This is a genomic window from Romboutsia sp. LXY-2 (assembly GCF_056171995.1).
Genome location: NZ_JBKFGI010000031.1, coordinates 1 through 3,550 on the forward strand (window position 1 = coordinate 1; position 3,550 = coordinate 3,550).

The following is a 3,550-nucleotide window of genomic DNA, read 5'->3' on the forward strand; positions in this document are numbered from 1 at the left end:
AAGAGAATCGCTCGACTTGCATGTGTTAGGCACGCCGCCAGCGTTCATCCTGAGCCAGGATCAAACTCTCAAATAAAAGTTTATCTAGGGCTCAGATACTGTTATATATCTGGCTTTATGTTTGGTTGTTTCAAATTCTATAAATTAACCTACTGTTTAATTTTCAAAGTTCATCTTTTCGACTTTCTTAGTTTACCAAAGCTGTATAACTTTGTCAACTCTTTTCGAAATTTGTTTTTTTGTTTGTTTATTTGTCTTTCTTAAGGACAAGTAATACTATACCATCTTATTTTTTAATCGTCAATGCTTTTTTAAACTTTTATTATTTTTTTGTTTATATTAACTCCTTGTGCATTGGTATTACTTGTCTTAAGTTATAATACAAAATCTAATATTTACATTAATCTACCTCTATTAGAATAGTCTTTATGCTCATTATTATTATAATTTAATTCTGTTGTTACTTTAACTGTATGTCGATTTTTATTATATTTTATTTTTATATCATTAAAGCATGCATCATCCGTATTGCTTCTTAAATAATTTCTAACTATATCTTCTCCTGACTTTACATCTACATCATTATAAGTTTCAAAATAAGCAGAATCAGCTATTTCTAGTGTTAAATCATACTTACCATCTTCTACTTTTTTTCTCATTTCTCTCATGTTATCCATGTTCTTACCTCCTAAGTAAATAAAGATTTTGCTTCTCCTAAGCTACTATATTGGAGAACACTTTACACCTCGCTGCCAAGTTAGAAGCCGTAGTAAAAAATACTCTCATTTTAAGTTTTCCATATTTCAAATTTTTATTATACTAATTTAAATTATTTTTATTTATTTGATGTACAACTAAAAGTTTTTCTAAATAATTACTTTGCAGTTCTTTAAGTCTATAAAACAAATCTAAATCAATATAAATATTAAAGCTACAAAATAAAAACAATTATATAGTTTTAAATTATCACTATTCTAAAACTTTTTATCTTATTGAAGCGTCTATTATATAGAACCTAGCGTTACTATAGAGCTACTATAAAAATTAAAATTAATACATCACAAGGAGAACTAAAACAATGATAAAAAAAATCAAACAATTATTTATTTGTTTATTAAGTATTTCAATTATAATTGTATTTTCACCATCTAACTCATACGCCTCTTTATTAATTGGAGGAGATGATTTTGAAACAATTGGCGAGAATATGCTTCAAGAAAATTCATCTGGATCTGAGTCCCCCTACTTTTCTTTAGTTGAGGTTATGGAAAAATTAGGTGGAGTCAAATCAAATGATCGAAAAGAAAATATATTGCAGTATGTAATTACAGATAATAATAACAATAAAGATATTATTATTTTTAATAAAGACACTTTTCAAATTAATGTAAACGGTAATTTTATAAAAGATAGGTATTACGAAAAAGATAACAAAATATATGCGCCTTATAGCATGTTCGAAAAAATGAATACATATACTTCTGTGGAATCTGGCCTTATGGATAAACTTATTGTTGATTCATCTAGTCCTAAATACAATGATGTGTCGGTTTATAACCTAGGTGAAGATAAGTATCAGTTACCAAATAACGTATATAATATATTAGATGAAGAGGATTCTTCAAAATACATATCATATAACAATAATGGTTCTATTACAGCCCCAGAAGGGAAAAAACTCCCTTTAGTAATTTTTCTACATGGTTCATACCAAGGAGCTGGGTTATCTACATATTTCGATATTGGTTTTGCAAATAATATGAAAGCTTTAGCCAAAGAAGGATTTGTATCACTTGGTTTAAACTTAACTCCTGTATATTATTTAGATTCTTTTGATTCCGATAAGAGTTCTTTATACAAAACTCAACAGGATTTATTTGGTAAAATACTAACACGACATGTAAAATCACTTTTAGATAGTGTTGATAATGGCGATAGCAATATTTATGGTTTTGATATGAAAGATAAAATTGACTTCAACAACGTTATACTTGTAGGACATTCAAGAGGAGGTCAAAACTTATTTTTAGGTAATAGAATATTAAAAGAAATGGGTCTTAATATTAAAGGGAATATTTCAATAGCACCCGCAAACTACTGGAAAGATTTTAATATCTATGATGATATTACTACGGGAATTATATTGCCTCAACTTGATGGAGATGTTATTACATTAGATGGACGTACGATATTTGATAAAATGCGCTTACAAAAAAGAAGTAGCGATCTTCAACTGATATATCTGTACTCTGCCAACCATAATAACTTTAATTCTACAATTTTTGGTGAAGATAATTCATTTATTGATGCAGAATATAACACTTTAAAAGAGCCAATGTCCATTAATGAACAACAAGATTTTACAAGCAAATATATTGTTGATTTTACTAAATCGAGCATTGAAAAAGGAAATCTATCAGGAATATTACCTAGTGAAGACGGAACCTTATACAATCAAAAGGTCTTAATGAGCTTTGTTAAAGGTGAATATAAATCATTATTCGATGCAACTGTTGATTCTAATTTTAATATGATCTCCGGTAGCTTTAAGAAAATTATTGCAAGTAAAAATGAAGAAAAAAATACTGCTGGGAACGTGAGATTACCAGGAATTTTAGATACTTATCCTCTTGTATTGCTTGATTTTAAAAATATAAGCGATAAAGTTAGCTTTAAATTTCCAAAGTCTAATAATTTTAATAAGTTCGATACTCTTTCGTTTGAAATCATGCAAGATTCAACAGACTCTATAAACAATGGTAAGAATCAAATGTTAGACATAACTCTTATTGATAAAAAAGGTAACTCTCATACTGTTTCTACACCAAATGATACATATTCATTACAGTACCAACCTGGTAAAATGACAAGTATGTCAGTTAAAGATGAATACGCCACAACTATGTATTCAAATATTACACCACTTTCTACGCTTATGGTTCCTCTTAGCGAATTTAATAATAATATAGATCTTTCAGATATTTCTACAGTCGAAATATCACCATCTAAATCAACTGAGCAAGGTAGCTTTATGCTCCAAAGTATCCGTCTATCTTCTCTAAATAATAATTCGAATACTAAAGTATCAAATTTTAATCACATAATTATATATATTTTAATCTGTGCTCTCTTATCTATTATTTTATTCATATTTAATAAGAAAAATAGATAAGAATAATATTCGTATTATATAATCAAATAACAATAGCTATCAGGTAATAAATTAAATTTGTTATCTGATAGCTTGTTTTAATTCTATATTTAGTACATTAAAATATAATCTACTTTCTTAAGTTACTTATTATTTCCTAAGTTATTCAAAGTAATTTTCCAATATATCATTTATAATTTTATCACTTTTATATTCTCTACATCTATTCATATTATATAGGAACTATCCATAGTACTTAAATTGTTACAGATTATTTGTACGAAAAAAAGATTACGTGGCTACGTCCTACTCTCCCAGGAGGTTGCCCCCCAAGTACCATCGGCGCTAAAGAGCTTAACTTCTGTGTTCGGAATGGGAACAGGTGTATCCTCTTTGCTA

The 3,550-nt window shown here is 27.8% G+C and carries 2 protein-coding genes and 2 rRNA genes; 1 reads left to right on the plus strand and 3 read right to left on the minus strand.

Translation table 11 applies throughout. The features are described 5' to 3' along the window. Positions 1–76: ribosomal RNA gene (locus ACI48P_RS21990) — 16S ribosomal RNA — on the minus strand; the annotation flags it as partial. A 319-nt stretch (positions 77–395) separates the two neighbouring features. Then, complete coding sequence (locus tag ACI48P_RS21995) at positions 396–677, minus strand: hypothetical protein (protein WP_475219645.1); 282 nt, start codon at positions 675–677, stop codon at positions 396–398. A gap of 401 nt (positions 678–1,078) precedes the next feature. On the opposite strand from ACI48P_RS21995, the gene ACI48P_RS22000 reads away from it, so the two are divergent. Continuing rightward, positions 1,079–3,172 carry an alpha/beta hydrolase gene (locus ACI48P_RS22000; protein ID WP_475219647.1) on the plus strand — a complete coding sequence of 698 codons (2,094 nt, stop codon included), beginning with the start codon at positions 1,079–1,081 and terminating at the stop codon, positions 3,170–3,172. Between the two features lie 272 nt (positions 3,173–3,444). Here ACI48P_RS22000 and rrf read toward each other — a convergent pair. Further along, a 5S ribosomal RNA gene (gene rrf / locus ACI48P_RS22005) occupies positions 3,445–3,550 on the minus strand; the annotation flags it as partial.

Excerpts from the sequence above, each read along its gene's own strand:
- ACI48P_RS22000 (WP_475219647.1), top strand. The coding sequence starts at position 1,079 with ATGATAAAAAAAATCAAACAATTATTTATTTGTTTATTAAGTATTTCA.
- ACI48P_RS21995 (WP_475219645.1), bottom strand. The coding sequence starts at position 677 with ATGGATAACATGAGAGAAATGAGAAAAAAAGTAGAAGATGGTAAGTAT.